Here is a 15,640-nt window from a genome sequence, read left to right on the forward strand (position 1 = left end):
CTCGCCGAAGAATTGGAACGTGTAGGTACGCCGCACCCAACACACACCAACGGGGTGGGCCGGGGAAGTGGCCCACCCCGTTCGTGTGTGCAGTGGATATATCCCCTGCAAGACTGGGTGGCGTTACCGGCGGCACACACCGCCGGAAGTTCTACGGCGCGACCGGGTACACCCCGTCCTCGCCCAAGCGGGCGTCTGCGTCCAGCAGGAGCGCGATCTCGCTGTCGTGAGTGTGGCCCTCGGCGAAGCGGCGGTTGTGCACCTGCTCGAACAGGGCGGCGCGTCCGACCATGCCTGCCTCCAGGTGGCCGGCACCGGCGCGCAGGCGCTCGGTGGCGCGTGCACGCCAGGCCTCAACGTCGCGCCCCTCGGCGGCGAGTGCTGCCTCGAACACGCCCGGGTGGGCGAGCACGACGAGCGCGCCGACGTGGCCGAAGCCAAGCGAGGTCAGCGCCGCGGCCTTCACCGCGCCCTCGCCGAGGTCGAGGGTGTCACGTAGCCACACCAGGTTGGTGGCCTTCGGCGCAATGAGGGGGTCGACGCAGTCCAGCGACGCGTTCTGCGGCAGGCGACCGGTGCGCAGCACCTCGAGCAGCCCGCCGATCTGGAAGAGTGCCGCACCCGCCTTGGCGTGGCCGGTGAGCGACTTCTGCGAGATGACGTACATCGGCGCGTGCGGGTGGCGGCCGGCCGCGGGCCAGAGCAGGGAGTGCAGCTCTGACTCGTTCGGGTCGTTGGCATTGGTGGAGGTGTCGTGCTTGGAGATGACGTTGACGTCGTCAAGCGAAAGCCCGAGCGAGGTGATGCTGCGGGTCAGGCGCGAGCGCTCACCGCCGCGAGCCGCGGCGAGCACGCCCAGGCCAGGTGCCGGGATGGAGGTGTGCGCGCCATCGCCGAAGGAATCGGCGTAAGCCACCACCGCATGCACCGGCAGTCCCAGCTCCGCGGCGAGCGAGCCGCGCACCACCAGCAGGGTGCCGCCGCCCTCGCCCTCGAGGAAGCCGCCGCGACGGCGGTCGTTCGCGCGAGAGATGAAGCGGTCGTCGATGCCCTGCGCGGTCATCTTCGCTGTCTCGGCGGTGGCGTTCATGTCGCCGAAGCCTTGGAGCGACTCGACCTGGACATCGTCGATGCCGCCGGCGATGACGAAGTCGGCCTTGCCCAGAGTGATTTTGTCCACGGCCTCCTCCACGGACACCGCAGCGGTGGCGCAGGCGGCGACCGGGTGGATCATGGAGCCGTAGCCGCCCACCAGCGACTGCATCACGTGTGCGGCCACCACGTTCGGCAGGGCCTCCTGCAGGATGTCGGACTGGCGCTCCTCTCCGATGAAGCGGGAGACGAAGACCTGGTGCAGGGACTCCATGCCGCCGATGCCGGTGCCCTGGGTGGATGCCACGTCCGCCGGGTGGACCGCGCGCAGCAACTCAGCAGGGGTGAAGCCCGCGGAGATGAACGCGTCGACTGCTGTGACCAGGTTCCACACCGCGATGCGGTCCATGTTGTCCACCATCTGGGCGGGGATGCCCCACTTGGCGGGGTCGAAGCCCTCCGGCATCTGGCCGGCGACGGAGCGGCTCAGCGTCGCCTTGCGCGGCAGCTGCGCGGTGGCACCTGCCAGGCGGGTGACCTGCCACTCGCCGTCGGTGCAGGTGATGCGGGTCTTGTCCGGGGCGGCCTTGGCGAACTCGCGAGCTTCTGCCTCGTTCGCCACGGTGAAGGTGACGTCGCGGTCTAAGAAGACCTCGGTGAGATCGATGGAGCCGCCGTCGGTGAGGAAGTACTTATCGCTCAGGCGGCGCACGCCGGCGCGCGCGATGACCTCGTCGCGGAAGCGGTCCGCGATATCCTCCTCGGCCACCTCCTGGCCGTCGGCGTCGTACCAGCCCGGGGTGGGGTCTTCCGCCCAGCGGACAAGGCCCGTCATCCAGGCGAGCTCGAGCACGCCAGCGGCGGTGAGCTCGACCGCGCCGTCGCGCTGGATGCCGTACTCGGCCTCCGTGCGCGTGCGGCCAGAGCCCCAGGAGGAAACCTCGCCGATACCGGCGATGACGATCATGTCGTCCAGCGGGCAGGTGACCTTGCCGAGCTGGCCGATCGCCGAGCCGTCCGGCTGGGCGGGGTTGGCCACGTTCGGCAGCGCCTTGATGCGCGGGGCGTCGGATGCAGTGCTGGTCTCCTGCGCCGGGGCAGTCTCGATGTTCGCCCCGCGGGCGAGCTCCGCGATGGACACGCCCGAGTCCGCGAGTCCACCGGTGAGGTCCAGGTCCAGCGGGCGCTCCTGCGCCTTCGCGCGCGACTCGGTGCTGGCCAGACCCATGAGCTTGGAGGAAATCTCCTCCGGGGCCCAGACGTGGATGCCGGCTTCGCGGGCGGCGGGGATGAGCACGTCGTTGCCGCCCATGAGGTGCGTGCCAGCAACCCAGCCGATGCGCGCCTGGGCGAGGGTAACCCCCTCGGGCCAGCCGGTCTCGGCGTTCCACTTGTTCACGATCGCATCGAGCGCGGCCTTGACCTCGCCGTACGCGCCGTCACCGCCGAAGGTACCGCGGTTCGGCGAGCCCGGCAGCACGATGTGCGCGCGGGTGGGCACGTCCGCACCCTGCGCGAGGCGCGCAAGGCCGGCGATAGTGCGCTCCAGCGACCAGAGCAACAGCCTTGCCTGCGTCTCGGTGTTTCCTCCGACCTCTGCCAGCGAACCCGAGACACCAGGCGCGGCAAACGGGAAGGCGAGTGTGGGGACTAGGGGCGGCTTGATCAGCTTGACCTCGTTGCCCACGGTCTCGCGCTGGGCAGAGCCGATCCAGTCGATGAGCGCATCGACGTCGCGGTAGGACGACAGGTTCGCCGGTACCAACCAGAGGGCCGCGCCGGGCGTGCCGTGGTCGCGGAAGAGTATGCGCGCGAACTCCTTGCGCGCCTGGGTGACCCGCGATGCCGTCATGATCACGGTCGCGCCTCCCTCGAGTAGGCGCTCGACCAGGGCAGTGGCGATAGAGCCAGGCGCGGCGCCGGTGACAAGCGCGACGTCGTCTGCGTACTCGAGCTGTGGGGTGGAAAGCGCGTTGGTCGCGATCTTCTCCAGGGTCTTGCGCGTTTCACCTTCGCTGCGCGCGGCGTACCAGCGGGCCTGATCGGCGATCGTCTGGCCGGTACCGGTGAAGCGCGTGGGCGCGAAGCGGGAAGTGTTTTCGCCGGTGTCGCCGGTGGCGATGCGGGCGAGGTCCTCGCGGGCCTGGGCCCAGCGGTCGTCGAAGAGGATGGCGCGACGCGCGTCGAAGACGGGGGAGACCTGCGAGATCCAGTTCGTGCCGAGCTCGGCCTCAATGGTGTCGAGCACGGTGCGGGCCTCGGCGGCTGCCTCGGCGTCGGCGGAGGTGTCCGCGGGGGCCGTGTCCACGCCGAGCTTGTCCAGCAGGGTTCGCGCGGTGGCCACCAGCGTGTCGGCAACCTCCTCGCGATAGGCGTCGAGCGCTGCGGAGTCGACGACCCCGCCACCGGAGGACGCCGCGGCAGAGGCCTTGGCGACTTCTTGGTTGTGGTTGGCGGCGACGAGTTCGACGGCGGCGTCGAGAAGCGTGGCGACCTCCGCCTTGGAGCTGGCCTGCGGCAGGGTGGCAAGGGTGCCGCCGCGGACCGAATCTTCCTCGCGGGTGCCCAGCAGGACGGTGGCCTCGACGTGCGGGACCCAGCTTGCGGGCAGCGCCCAGGTGCCGGTGACGTAGTCGGCGACGTGGGAAGGCGCCAGGCTCGCGGCACCGAGGACCTGGCGCAGGCGCGCGCCGATCGCCTCGGTGAGCACGGAGCCGAAGGGGGCGTAGCCGGGTGCTGCGGTGTTCACGCGCTCGCGCAGGGTGACCACGTCGGCTTCGGCGGCACCGTCGATGGCGGGCACACCGAGCTCCGCGGACATATCCATGAGCAGCTGGTTACGGCGCGAGGAGACGCCACCGGTGAGCTCCTCGATGGTGTCTGCGTCCGTGATCTGCTCGGGGCGGATCTTGTTCTGGAAGGCAAACAGCACGCCAATCGCGTCGGCGGCGCTAAACGGTAGGTCGGAGGCGGGGTGGGCAGGGGCGGCTGCCGGTGCCGCGGCAGGTGCCGTAGGCGCAGCCTGTGCCGGCTCGGCAGGCGCGGTGTCGGCCGGTGCTTCCGCCTCCGCTTCTGCTGCTTCCTCCGCTGCCTCCGGCTCCGGGGCTGCGACGGTGTCGCTGAGCGTGACCTGCTCCCAGTTCGCCTCCGCGTTGACCACGGGGATGTGGTGGCCGGTCACTGCCATCTCGCGCTTGGCCAGGTTGGTCAAAGTCGGTGCGGACGCCAGGCCGATCTCGATGGCCTGCTCGACGCGGGCGAAGATGAGGTCCTGGGTCTCAATCCAGCGCACTGGCGAGGCGAACTGCCAGGCCAACAGTTGGATCAGCAGGACGCGGGCGACGTCGGAGCGGTCCATCGTCGCTGGGTTTAGCGCGGCGAGTGCGTCCTGGGAGGTGCGGTCGTCGGCAGGCACTTCGGCGCGCACGGCGTCGATGAAGTCCTGCGTGAGCTCGAAGGGGCGCGCGACCAGGTTGGGCACGTAGCGGTGCTCGAGGGCGTCGACGTCGATACGCGCGGGCAGAAGCTCGTCGAGCTTGGCGGCGAAGTCAGCCACCCCGGAGCGCAGCACGCGCGAGTGGAAGGGCACGTCGATGCCCGGCACGGGCACGTAGGCGCGCTCGCGCACAGCGTTGGCGCGCTCGGCCAGGGCGGCAAGCCCGCGCTTCGTGCCGGCAACCGAGTACTGCTGGCCCTTGATGTTGTAGTTGACAATCTCGAGGAACTCGCCGGTATCGGCCGCCACCTGGGCGACGTAGTCGGCGACTTCCTCATCGGACACTCCGATCATGTTGGGGCGCAGCGCGCCCATGCCGTAGTCGGAGTTGCCCTCTGCATCGCGCGGCACCAGCGAGCCCATGGAAGAGCCGCGGGAGTAGACCACGTCAATGACGGATTCCAGGTCGAAGATGTTGCCCAGCGAGGCGAGCGCGGTGTACTCGCCCAGCGAGTGGCCCGCGTACATCGCACCGATGGCCAGCGCGCCCGCATCCCGCAGGCGGGTGGTCTGCGCGTACGCGACCACGGCGAGCGCTACCTGCGTGAACTGCGTCAGGTGCAGCACGCCGTCGGGGTGCTTGAACACTTCGCCGCGCACGGTGAGCTCGGTCGGGTTGACGTCCACGATTCGCTGGATGGAAAAGCCCAGGTTTTCGCGGGTGTGCGCGTCGGCGCGTCGCCAGATTTCGCGGGCGGCGGGGCTGGCCGCGCGGTCGTCGGCGCCCATGCCCTCGGACTGGATGCCCTGGCCCGGGTAGAGGTAGGCAGTGGCCGGCTGCGCGAGTAGTGCCTGGCCGCGCGAGACAACCTCGCCGCCGATACGGCAGGTCACCTCAAGCGCGGGCTGGATGCCGGCGCGTCCGACGCGCTCGACGGTCAGCTCCACCTCATCACCAAGCTGCACCATGCCGTACATGGAGTAGGTCCAGCCGGTCACGCGCCCGTGGCGCCCCGCGAGGTGCTGCGCGGTGGCAGACAGCCACATGCCGTGCACCAACGGTGCGCTCAGGCCGACGAGCCCGGAGGCGTTGTAGGAGGAGTGGATCGGGTTGTAGTCGCCCGAGACCAGGGCGAAAGGCGTCATGTCGGAAGGTGCGGTGACGGTCGCGCGGTCGACGAAGGAGCGCGGGGTCGACTCGATGTGTGCGTCCACGCCGCCGTACTCCGGTCCGGCGCTCGGCGGGGTGGTTGTCGTCGCCCGGCCGCGGATGGCAAAGCGGTGCATTTGCTTCACGACGGCGCGCTCACCGTCCTCAATGCGCAGCTCAACCGTGACGATGCGCCCGGAGACCGACTCTTCGATGCCGCTGCACCAGGAGGTGACGGAAAGCTCGCGGCCGTCGGCAAGCGCGTGCAGGTCTGTGCCCGGTGCAAGGGAGATGAGGTGGTCGAGGTGGACGGCGTTGAGCAGGCCCTCGATGACCGGGAAGCCGTCGGGCAGGGTGGCGGAGCCGAGCGCGGTGTAGATCGCCGGCCAACACGGGCCGACCAGCGCGTCGGGCGTGCCGTCGGGGACATCGGTGCCCAGAGCCGCGCCGGTGACTGCGGTGTGTGCCTTGAGCAGGGAAGCGGGCAGGTGGAATCTGGTGCGCGCAAGGCCGAAGGGGTGCGCCTCGTCCGCGGATCCCGCGATGATCGACGGCAGCTCGGTGATCGCATCGCCGGCCTCGGACACCGAGCCCACGCCGGCCAGGCCCGCGAGCAGGTCGAAGACGGCCTTCGGTAGGCGCGCGTCGTCGACCACGGGGGAGGCGCCGGTGTGCACGCCCTCGGGCAGGTTGACCGGGATGGTCACATCGCGCACGTAGAAGGGGCGCTGGTTCTCTGGCAGATCGTCCCAGTAGGAATCGGTGTGGATGCGGATGGCCAGCCCGCCTTCACCGGCCTCGTCCTCGGAGAAATCGTGGAAGATCTCGAAGCTGGTGTCGTCCATGGTGTAGGCCGGGTTGTCCATCAGGTGCCCGTGCCAGAACAAGGTTGGGGCTGCGCGCAGGTACTCCTCGACGCTGGTGGCGTCGGCGAGGCGGGCGAAGCGGTCGGTGGGGGTGACGTCGGCGTCGAGAAGCGCCTGCGTCGTGGCGGCCTCGAAGCGGTCGAGCAGCTCTGCGACCGGCTCGTTCTTGCGGGTAATGCCCGCGACGGCGACCGGGCCGGGGATAATGCGGACCTCGTCGGCGGTGTAGCGCGGGTCCTGGGCCTGCCAGAGCGTGTCCTTGCCAAACCACATCTGCAGGTCACCGTCGATCGCCGGGACCCACGGCATGGGCTTGGGGTACGCGTAGTGCAGGGAGATCCACCAGGCGGCATCGCGCGGGGAGACGTGGATCTCGCGGGCCTGCGGGTAGGCCTCGATGAGGCGGGCAAACGCCTCGTGCGGATCCTGCGGGCCGTCGGCGAATTGGCTTTCAATCTCGCCGCTATCCTGCGGTGCAAGGCGCGCTTCGATGCGGCGCAGCGTGGAAACGAAGCGGGCGTCCCACGAGGTGTCGATGAACGGGTGCGCCAGCTCGATGAAGCGCTCGACCCACTCGGCGTAGGTCATGTCCTCGATGTCGCCGAAGAACGGCTTGGAGGTCTTGGCGAGTGCGGCGATGATCTCCTCGCGACGCTGGTGGTACTCCTCGGCCGGCATGTTGGTGATCAGGCGGGAGGCCTTGGCAAAGGAGTTGTCCAGGTCGTGAATGTCGGCGAGCAAGTGGCTTTGCGACGACGCCACGCCGTTGCGCGCCGAACCACGCGACACCCAACCACCGTTGTCCGCGGGGCTGAGCCCCTTCGTGTTGACCAGCAGGTCCTTGACGGAATCGGTGGCCTTCGCCTCTTTGGTGGCCATCGCGACGGTGCCCAAGAAGACGGCGTCGACGGGCATGTGCGGCATCTCGAATCTCTGCGCCCACGCACCGGTGAGCAGCTCTGCGGCGCGCTCGGGCGAGTACACCCCACCCCCGACGGTGAGGATGGCGTTGTCGTGCTCGCGGACCTGCGCGTACGTTTCCACCAGCATGTCGTCCAGGTCCACCCAGGAGTGGTGGCCGCCGGCATGCCCGTCCTCGACCATGAGGATCACCGGAATGTCGGGGTTGGCCGCGGCAATGGCGACCGCGTCGCGGACCTGGGTGGGCGTGCCCGGCTTGAACGCGATGTAGGGGAAGCCGTCGCCACGCAAGCCATCGATGATCTCGGTGGCCTCGTCAACCTCCGGAATGCCCGCGGAGATGCACACGCCGTTCAAGGGTGCGCCGGCGGCGCGTGCCTTGGGCACCATGCGGGTCTGGCCGAAGTGCATGTTCCACAAGAAACGGTCGAAGAACATGGTGTTGAACTGGGCGGTACGGCCCGGCGTGAGGTGCTCGGCGAGCGTGTCGCGGTGCTCGTTGAACACCTCCTCGGAGTACATGCCACCGCCGGCCAGTTCGGTCCAGTAGCCGGCGTTGGCGGCCGCGGCGACGATTTCGCCGTCGGCCGAGGTGGGCGTCATGCCGCCCAAGATGATGGGGGACAGGCCGGTGACCTGGGAGAAACGGGTCTGGGTGTAGACCTTGCCATCCGGCAGGCGCACTAGGCGCGGGGCGAACTTCTCGTACGAGACCGCCTCGGGGATCTCGGTGCCCGGGGTGGCAAGCGCGTCGCGGGAGCGCGCGGAATCGGCGGTGATGACGGGCAGACCGGAGCCGGCGACGAGCTTCGAAGTCATGCCGCTGAGCGCCGAGTCGAGCGAGACGACGTGCGTGGCCCCGCCCTCGAGCAGGCCGCGCACGGTGGCGGGCCAGTCGTGGCGGTCGACCAGGATGGCCTGCGCGAGCGCGCGTGGGGTGTCCTCGCCCACATCCAGGCCGCACTCTTCGGCCCACTCGGCAGCCAGGTCGACGGCGCGGGTGTTGGCGTCGCTGTCGTGGTGGAAGGGGTAGGCCACCGGCAGCTCGTCGAAGATGGGGGTGAGCTCGGAGCCGCCGAACTCGGCCGCTTCCAGCTTGGCGTTGAAGGAAGTGGCGTGGTGCTCGACGGCCTCGCGGGTGCTTGCCAGCTCGGCGGGCTCGCCGGCGAGCACCGCGTGGCGCGGGCCGTTGACCACGGACAGGAGCTTTTGCGCGCCGTGCTCGGCGAGCAGGTCGGTGAGCACGGGCACCGGGATGCCTCGCACGCTGAGCATCCGCGGGGCCGTGTCGCGCGCGCCGTAGGCGGTCGAGGCGGCAGCGCCAAGGATGAGTGCGAAGGCGAGCGCGTGCTCCGGGTGCTTGACCGCGGCCACGCCGAGCGCGCCCTGGGAGTGCCCGGCGAGGTGGACGTTGTCGTTGTCTACCTCCAAGCCGAGGTCGCGCAGGTGCTGCACCGCCGCGAGCTGGGCGAGCACAATGCCGGGCACCGAGACCGCCGGGTGCGTGTCCACGGACAGTGGCGCCACGTCTTCGTCGGAGTGAAGGAGCGCGCCGAGTCGGTCGACCGTGCCCGGCACGGCAGAGGCGAGGGGGCGGGCGACGGGGCCGGTGAGGGTAAGCGCGGCGTCGAGAAGCGAGCGCAGCGTCCCGCGCGCGGTGGGGGAGGCGGCATCGTGCAGGGCGCGCTGCCAGTCGCTTCCCTGGCCCTGGAAGATCAGTGCGGGGCGGGCGGAATTGAGTGTGGCAATGGGGTGAATCGTCATGAATTTTCCTTGAGTGCTGGGAGGCGGGGTTACAGTGGCATGTTGCCGTGCTTGCGGGCGGGGCGGGCGACAGTCTTGCCGCGGTAGAGACGCAGGTTGGCGGCGATCGCATCGCGGGTCTCCGAAGGCAGGATCACCGCGTCGATGAGCCCGCGCTCGGCGGCGTTATACGGGTTGAGAATGGTGTCCTCGTACTCGCGCTCGAAACTGGCGATCAGCTCGGCGATCTCCTGCTCTTCCATCCCAGACTCGCGCGCGGCCTTGATCTCCTTTCGGTTGATAAACCCGACGGCACCGGCCGCGCCCATCACCGCGATCTGAGCCGTGGGCCAGGCGAGGTTCACATCCGCGCCCAGGCCCTTCGAACCCATAACGCAGTACGCGCCGCCGTAAGCCTTGCGCATGGTCACGGTGATTTTCGGCACGGTCGCCTCGCCGTAGGCATACAGCAGCTTCGCGCCGCGGCGCAGGATGCCGCCGTACTCCTGGCCCGCGCCGGGGAGGAACCCGGGCACGTCCACCAGCATGACGATGGGGATGTTGAAGGCGTCGCAGGTGCGCACGAAGCGGGCGGCCTTCTCGGAGGAATCGATGTCCAGGCAGCCGGCGAAGACCTGCGGCTGGTTCGCCACAAAGCCGACGACCTGGTCGTCGATGTGCCCGAACGCGGTGACGACGTTTTCGGCGCGCTGCTCCATGATTTCGAGGTATTCGCCGTCGTCGGCGAGCTCGGCGATGACCTCGCGCACGTCATACGGGGTGTTGGGAGAGTCGGGGATGATCGTATCCAGCGCCTCCTTGGGCTCATTGCTTATCGACGACTCCGTGCCCGCCTTCTCCCGACTATTGGCGGGCAGGTAGCCCACCAGATCCATCACCCAGTCGAGCGCCTCCTGGTCGGTTTTGGCGACGTAGTGGCAGTTGCCCGCGGTGGCCATGTGCGTCCACGCCCCGCCGAGCTCCTCCTGGCTGATCTCCTCGCCAGTGACGGTCTTGATCACGTCCGGGCCGGTGACAAACATTTTGGAGGTCTGATCCACCATCACCACGAAGTCGGTGAGCGCGGGTGAGTACGCGTTGCCGCCGGCGCAGGCGCCCAGGATCACGGAGATCTGAGGCACCACGCCACTGGCCTGCACGTTCTGGTAGAAGGTTTGCGCGATCCAGTCGAGCGAGACCACGCCGTCCTGGATGCGCGCGCCCGCGCCCTCGTAGAGGCCAATCAGTGGGCGGCCGGTGGTGACGGCCAGCTTCTGGATCTTGATCATCTTTTCGCCGTAGACCTCGCCGAGTGCGCCGCCGAAGACGGTGCCGTCCTGGGAGAAGATGCAGACCTCGCGGCCGTCGATGGTGCCCCAGCCGGTGACGATGCCGTCGGTGACCGGGCGCTTGGCGTGCATCCCGAAGTCGTGGGTGCGGTGACGGGCGAGCATGTCGGTTTCCACGAACGATCCCTCGTCCAGGATGTAGTCGAGCCGCTCGCGAGCGGTGAGCCTTCCGGCGTCGCGCACCTTCGCGTGCGCCTGCTCGCCCATGGGGGCGAGCGCTTCGGCGCGGCGGGCGCGCAGGTCGTCGAGTTTTTCTGCGGTGGTTTGTGTCGTGTGCGACATCTTCGCTGAAACTGTCATGCGGGGTAGCATAAACTTTTGTGTTAATAATTAGCTATGCAAAACATGAATAACCTACACTCCGGTAGGTTTTGGGATGTTGGTCCGCCCGTTGAGGTGGGGGAACGCCCGCTTGTGAGTTTCATCACGTCCCCGTCGTGTAAGGAGTCAACGCGTGCACATCGGCACCGATCTCGTCCACATCCCCACGTTCCGCACGCAGCTCGCCACCCCAGGCACCACTTTCACCCGCGCGTTCACCGACTGCGAGCTGCGCGACTGCGCCGCCAAACCCGACCGCGACGCCTCACTCGCCGCCCGCTGGGCCGCCAAAGAGGCCTACATCAAGGCGTGGGGTTCCAGCCGTTTCGGCCGCCCGCCCGCGCTCGCCACCCTCGACCTTCGTCAGCTCGAAGTGCTTATCGACGCCCACTCGCGCCCCACCCTTGCGCTGCACCCACAGCTCGCTGACGCCGGTGCCCCGAAGGTCGCGTCGCTGTCACTGAGCCACGACGGCGACTACGCCACTGCCACGTGCTTGGTGGACACCGCTTAAACACCGCTTAAACTCGGTGGCATGACAGTACAGGACCTCGCCCGCATCCAAGACGCCGTCGCCGACTTCTGGCCGAAGGTGCGCTACGTCGAGACCACCGGCTCCACCAACGCCGACATGGTCAAAGAGGGCGAGGCGGGCATGGTGCTTATTGCCAACGAGCAGACCGCGTCCAAAGGGCGCCTCAACCGCACCTGGGTCACGCCGAAGGGGGCGCAGCTGGCCATGAGCATGGTCATTGACGCAGGCCGAGACCCGAACCACTTCGGCCTGCTGTCCATCGCCCCGGGAGTGGCGGTGACCGACGTCGTGCCGCAGGCGCGCCTGAAGTGGCCGAACGACGTGCAGATCGGTGGCAAGAAGATCGCGGGCATCCTGTCCAACCTTGCGCTGCCGAACGTGGTCGTGGGCATCGGCATCAACGTCAACTTCCGTGAAGAGCAGCTGCCCGTCGACACCGCGACCGCGCTCAACCTCGAGGGCATTGATGTGGATTTCGACGACTTCACCATCGAGATCCTCCGCGCCATGGGCCACCGCCTCGGCCAGTGGCAGGACCGCGACCCGCAGCTGCTCGCCGATTACCGTAAGGTCTGCTCCACGATCGGCCAGACGGTGCGCATGGAGCTGCACGACCGCGATGTGCACGGCCGCGTCGACGGCGTCAATGACAATGGCGAGGTCATCATCGACGGCACCGCGTACTCGGTCGGCGATGTGCATCACCTGCGCCCGAAACAGTAGCCTGGTCGCATGTCAAGAAAGGTGCGATTTCAGACAAACCAAGACGAGCAAGTGCTTGTCGACGTCTGCGCCCCCCTTTCCACCCTCACCTTCCCCCTGATGGAACTCATCGTGATTACAGGCGTGGCCTGGATCGCGATCGGTTGGATGGACGTAACACCCAACGTAGACCCGGCGCTGCGCAACCTGGTCGTCCTCGCGTGGGCGCTGTTGGCGCTGTGGCGCTTCGTTGCGCCGCTGGTGAGTTCCCGTCGGCGCCGCTTCATCCTCACGGACCGCCGCATCCTCGCGCGCGGGCGGCGTGGCGCGGTCGACTCCATCCCCCTGGAACAGGTCCACTCCGCCCGCCGCGTCAAGGGTTCGATCTCGGTGGCGGTCTATGGCTACGACCGCCCGCTTGTTTTCGAGCAGGTGGGCAAGGCGCGCGCCGTCGACAAGGCGCTGCAAAAAGCGCTTGCCGGCGAGCTGCGTTAGCCGTTGATCTGCGCGCCCTTGATCTCGGTGTCGTGCAGCTGGCTGTCCAGGTCCTCCGGAGTGAGGTCGCTCTGCTGGAACTCGGCGGTGACCGGCAGGTGGAGGTCCATGTCGGTGCCGGGGCACAGTTCGATGCGGGCTTCGCGCACGGTGTAGTCGAGGACGTGGCCGCCGGAGGTGCGCTCGTCGTCGATGAAGTGGACGTGGCAGCCCGGCACGCTGATGCCCTTGGCGTAGGCGGGGGTGCGGAAGCCGCCGATGACGCCGGTGACGTTTTCGAAGCGGTGCTCGGCGTCGTCGTTAATTGCTTCGGTCATGGGGCGGTAGGGCTTTTCCTGCTTGCTCACGGTGCGGGTGACCACCTTGTCGAAGGTGCCGGTGATGCGCACGGCGTAGAAGAAGTTGCGGCTGGGCTCCAGGCTGTCCACGAAGGCGGACAGTTCGCCGCGGCGCATGCCCTGGGGCGCGTCGACGGCGATGCGCGGCACGAAGTTCGTCACCACCGTAAACGGGGTGCGCTGGTCGAGGTCGGCGATGCGCGCCTTGCCGTCGCTGGTGAGCTGGTAGCAGACTCCGTCGAGGATAATCATCTCGCCGTCGAGCGCATCGAAGGTGCCGAGGCCGAAGTTGCCTTTGGACAGGATGTCGCTGATGGTCAGCTCGCCGTCGTAAATGCCGTCGAGGAGAGCGGTCATAAGCGAGTTCTGGAAGATGGTGTGGCGGGAAAGCGCCTGATATTTCGAAGCCATAGCACCAGGGTAAGGTGAAGTGCGTGAAGGACGCACAACTTATGCCAACTGTCGTGGTCGTCGGTGACGGCCAACTTGCCCGCATGATGCACACCGAGGCCATCGAGCTCGGCCTGCACACGCGCCTGCTCGCGGGAAGTGAGGATTCTTCGGCCGCGCAGGTCTTCGGCGATGTGCGCCTCGGCGATTACACCAACCTGGAGGATCTCCAGGAGGTGTCGCGCGGTGCGGCCGCGGTCACCTTCGACCACGAGCATGTGCCCAATGAGCATTTGGAGCAGCTTATCGACGCCAACGTGGCCGTCGAACCACGCCCCGAAGCCCTCATCTACGCCCAGGACAAGCTGGAGCAGCGCCGCAAGCTGGAATCGCTCGGGGTGCCGGTGCCGGACTACGCGCCGATCGACTCGGTGGATGCGGCGAAATCGTTCTGGGAGCGCCACGAGCACCGCGTATGCCTGAAGACCACCCGCGGCGGCTACGACGGCAAGGGCGTGTGGTTCCCGGACTCGCTCGACGAATTCGTGGAGCTGGTGGACGACATGCTGGGCCAAGACATCGTGCTTTACGCCGAGGAGAAGGTCGACTTTGTCCGCGAGCTGTCCGCAATGGTGGCGCGCACCCGCTCCGGCGAGATGCGCGTGTGGCCGGTCGTGGAGTCGCGCCAGACCGACGGCATCTGCCACGTCGCGATCGCCCCGGCCCCGGACCTGTCGACGCAGCTGGCGCGCGAGTGCCAGAACCTGGCCAAGCTCATCGCCCGCAAGCTCGACGTCACCGGCGTGATGGCGGTGGAGCTGTTCGAGTACGAGACGGAGACCGGCACCGCCGTGTCCGTCAATGAGCTGGCCATGCGTCCCCACAACACGGGCCACTGGACGCAGGACGGCTGCCTGACCTCCCAGTTTGAGCAGCACATGCGCGCCGTGCTGGACTTCCCGCTCGGCGAGACCGAAATGGTCGCCCCCGTCACTGTCATGGTCAACGTCCTCGGCGGCGAGGAGGACCCGGAGATGCCGATGGAGCGCCGCGTCAAGGAAGTCATGCTGCGCTACCCGGAGGCGAAGGTCCACCTCTACGGCAAGGACTGGCGCCCGGGTCGCAAGATCGGGCACGTCAACGTCACCGGCTACGACGTGGTGACCACGCGCAAGCTCGCCGAGCACGCCGCGCAGTTCCTGGTGACGGCAAGCTGGACGTAGGCTGGCGTCGAAAAGCGCTGCAACAAGAAAGGTTGAACCGATGACCGCACAGCAACCCCTCGTTGGCCTGATCATGGGCTCCGATTCCGACTGGGACACCGTGGCACCCGCCGCCGAGGTGCTCGCCGAGTTCGGCGTGCCCTTCGAAGTTGGCGTGGTGTCCGCGCACCGCACGCCCGAGAAGATGCTCGCGTACGCGAAGTCGGCGCACGAGCGGGGCCTGCGCGCGATCATCGCCTGCGCTGGCGGTGCCGCCCACCTGCCCGGCATGGTCGCGGCTGCGACGCCGCTGCCGGTCATTGGCATCCCGCGCGCGCTGGACACGCTCGACGGCATGGATTCGTTGCTGTCCATCGTGCAGATGCCGGCGGGCGTGCCCGTGGCTACCGTCTCCATCGGCGGGGCGAAGAACGCCGGTCTGCTCGCGGCGCGCATCCTCGGCGCAGCCGACGCCGAGCTGCAGTCGAAGATGGTGCGCTACCAGGAGGACATGGCCGCCGCCGTGGAGAAGAAGGACGAGGCGCTGCGCAGCCGGTTGCTGGGTGAGTAGCAGCCCCATCGTGGTGCTCGGGGCACGCATTATCGACGGTCGCCCCTCCCGCATGCTCCGCGCCCGTCTCGTCGCCGCGCTCGTGCGCTGGCGTATCGACGCCCGCGCCGGGGCAGAGCGGACCATCGTCGTCACCGGCCGCGGCGAGTCGGGCGTGATGGCGCGCTGGCTCGCCGAGCGAGGCGTGCCCCGCGAGCTGATTGTGGAGGAGCCTCGCGCGACGTCGACGAACGAGAACCTGGAGAACTCCCGCGCGCTCTTCCCGCACGCATCGCGCCTGATCGTGGTGACCAGCAACTTCCACGTCCGCCGCACGCGCGTGTGGGCCTGGCACCTGGGCATTCCGGTGGAGATGGTGCCGGCGCGCACCCCGCGGCGCTCGCGGGCGAAGAACTATGCCCGTGAGGTCGTCGCGCTGCCGCACTCCGCCGCGCGCGTTGCTTGGCGACGCCTCGCGCACAAACTGGGTATCCCGCCTAGATAGGGCGAGCGCTGGCCCCCTTCGGCGTGGTGTGAGCGCTCTGCGATA

General features: G+C 68.3%; 9 protein-coding genes. 6 read left to right on the forward strand and 3 right to left on the reverse strand.

Annotation, left to right across the window (positions count from 1 at the left end; translation table 11 throughout):
* Positions 1 to 151: 151 nt before the first annotated feature.
* Positions 152 to 9,229: a type I polyketide synthase gene (locus tag OVO38_RS01855; RefSeq protein WP_267207618.1), complete on the reverse strand. Its 9,078-nt coding sequence runs from the start codon at positions 9,227 to 9,229 to the stop codon at positions 152 to 154.
* Positions 9,230 to 9,258: 29 nt separating this feature from the next.
* Positions 9,259 to 10,857, reverse strand: a complete 1,599-nt coding sequence (locus OVO38_RS01860; protein WP_267207619.1) for an acyl-CoA carboxylase subunit beta — start codon at positions 10,855 to 10,857, stop codon at positions 9,259 to 9,261.
* Between the two features lie 154 nt (positions 10,858 to 11,011).
* Between OVO38_RS01860 and OVO38_RS01865 the strand changes: the two genes are divergently transcribed.
* The 3 genes from OVO38_RS01865 to OVO38_RS01875 are packed head-to-tail and all read left to right on the forward strand — an operon-like array spanning position 11,012 to position 12,610.
* A complete protein-coding gene (locus tag OVO38_RS01865) occupies positions 11,012 to 11,392 on the forward strand; it encodes a holo-ACP synthase (RefSeq protein ID WP_267207620.1) in 381 nt (126 codons plus the stop codon).
* A gap of 21 nt (positions 11,393 to 11,413) precedes the next feature.
* A complete protein-coding gene (locus OVO38_RS01870; RefSeq protein ID WP_267207621.1) occupies positions 11,414 to 12,136 on the forward strand; it encodes a biotin--[acetyl-CoA-carboxylase] ligase in 723 nt (240 codons plus the stop codon).
* Between the two features lie 21 nt (positions 12,137 to 12,157).
* Complete coding sequence (locus OVO38_RS01875) at positions 12,158 to 12,610, forward strand: hypothetical protein (protein WP_323746814.1); 453 nt, start codon at positions 12,158 to 12,160, stop codon at positions 12,608 to 12,610.
* Here OVO38_RS01875 and budA read toward each other — a convergent pair.
* The gene (budA, locus tag OVO38_RS01880; protein WP_267207622.1) at positions 12,607 to 13,359 is read right to left on the reverse strand and encodes an acetolactate decarboxylase; all 753 of its coding nucleotides are present in this window, start codon (positions 13,357 to 13,359) and stop codon (positions 12,607 to 12,609) included. The two genes, OVO38_RS01875 and budA, sit on opposite strands and share 4 nt — an antisense overlap.
* A 41-nt stretch (positions 13,360 to 13,400) precedes the next feature.
* Here budA and OVO38_RS01885 point away from each other — a divergent pair, with 41 nt between their 5' ends.
* The 3 genes from OVO38_RS01885 to OVO38_RS01895 are packed head-to-tail and all read left to right on the forward strand — an operon-like array spanning position 13,401 to position 15,595.
* Positions 13,401 to 14,561, forward strand: coding sequence for a 5-(carboxyamino)imidazole ribonucleotide synthase (locus OVO38_RS01885; protein ID WP_416358560.1), 1,161 nt, complete (start codon positions 13,401 to 13,403; stop codon positions 14,559 to 14,561).
* Between the two features lie 40 nt (positions 14,562 to 14,601).
* Entirely contained in the window at positions 14,602 to 15,111 is a 510-nt protein-coding gene (gene purE / locus OVO38_RS01890) for a 5-(carboxyamino)imidazole ribonucleotide mutase (protein WP_267207624.1), read from the forward strand.
* On the forward strand, positions 15,104 to 15,595 hold the full coding sequence (locus OVO38_RS01895; protein WP_267207625.1) for a YdcF family protein: 492 nt from the start codon (positions 15,104 to 15,106) through the stop codon (positions 15,593 to 15,595). The genes purE and OVO38_RS01895 overlap by 8 nt, the downstream gene beginning before the upstream one ends.
* The last annotated feature ends 45 nt before the right edge of the window (positions 15,596 to 15,640 follow it).

It is taken from the genome of Corynebacterium sp. Marseille-P8863 (genome assembly GCF_946902955.1).
Classification (GTDB): Bacteria; Actinomycetota; Actinomycetes; order Mycobacteriales; family Mycobacteriaceae; genus Corynebacterium; species Corynebacterium gottingense.